General features: G+C 35.5%; 2 protein-coding genes. One reads left to right on the top strand and one right to left on the bottom strand.

Annotated elements, in window-relative coordinates:
- Positions 1-368 (top strand): ADP-dependent NAD(P)H-hydrate dehydratase (locus AB4Y90_RS17965; RefSeq protein WP_441558925.1); only part of this gene is annotated, 368 nt, incomplete at its 5' end.
- A 25-nt stretch (positions 369-393) separates the two neighbouring features.
- On the opposite strand, the gene lgt is transcribed toward AB4Y90_RS17965, so the two are convergent.
- Positions 394-1,210, bottom strand: an 817-nt coding sequence (gene lgt / locus AB4Y90_RS17960) for a prolipoprotein diacylglyceryl transferase (protein WP_441558924.1), incomplete at its 5' end; no start/stop codon positions are given.

Raw genomic sequence — 1,210 nt, 5'->3', positions numbered from 1 at the left:
CGGAAAACTCGTTTGAAAGACTGGATTTAGCTAAAATAAAGGCAAAAGAATTGGGAATTTGTATTGTTCTAAAAGATCATCACACCCAAGTTGTAACGCCCGAAGGAAAAGTTTTTTATAATATCACGGGAAATTCAGGTTTGGCAAAAGGGGGAAGCGGCGATATTCTCACCGGAATTATCACTTCACTTTTAGCCCAAAAATATTCTGAAGAAGAAACCGCAATTTTTGGAGTCTGGCTTCACGGAAAAGCTGCCGATTTTGCGGCTGCAAAACATTCTAAAGAAGCGATGCAGCCTACAGATGTGATTGATGAATTGGGAAATGTCTTCATTTATTTAAACAAAAAAGCCACAACTCAGTTGTGACTTTCAGATTTTATGTGCTTTTAAATTACTCAGGTTTGCCGTTTTCTGCTTCTGTAATTTTAAATTTTTTAGAATAGATCATAATGACAACTCCTGCAATCATAAACGGAATGGAAAGAATTTGACCTGTGTTTAATCCTGCAAAAGAGATAAACTCGTCACCTTGCGGCTCTTTCAGGAACTCTACAAAGAATCTGATTGCCCAAAGAATGATGAAGAACAAACCAAATAACCAGCCTTGCTGATATTTTTTGTTGGTTTTTCTGTATAATATCCAAAGTAAAACGAAGAGTAATACATAACCAACCGCTTCAAATAGCTGAGATGGATAACGTGGAATAGTTACTCCGTATTCACTGCTTTGTTGTGGGAAAAGTAAGGCAAAAGGAGAATTAGGATCAACTGGTTTACCGATAATTTCAGAATTGAAAAAGTTACCCATTCTTACAAATGCACCGCCTACAGCAACCACAATTCCAAGTCTGTCATACACCCAAAACGGATTTTTTTTGATGATTTTAAACGAATAATAAAGTGTGGTAAAGATCAAAGCAATAGTTGCTCCGTGACTCGCCAATCCTGAAAATCCTGTGAATTTAAAACCGTTTTTCATACTGATCGGTAAAAATACACTCCAAAAATCTTCTTTAAATAATTCAGGCTGATAAAAAATAACGTGACCCAATCTTGCTCCTAAAATGGTTCCGATTAACGTCCATGTAAAAAGAGGTTCAAGATATTTTAGATTTACATTATCAATCTTAAACATTTTTGTCATTAAAACATAGCCTAAACCAAATGCGAAAATAAACATCAGACTGTAAAAATGCAGCGTTACAGGT

It is taken from the genome of Chryseobacterium sp. 2TAF14 (assembly GCF_052115105.1).
Classification (GTDB): Bacteria; Bacteroidota; Bacteroidia; order Flavobacteriales; family Weeksellaceae; genus Chryseobacterium.
Note: the sequence above shows the minus strand (reverse complement) of the source record. Positions and strands in the feature narration are given on the sequence as shown.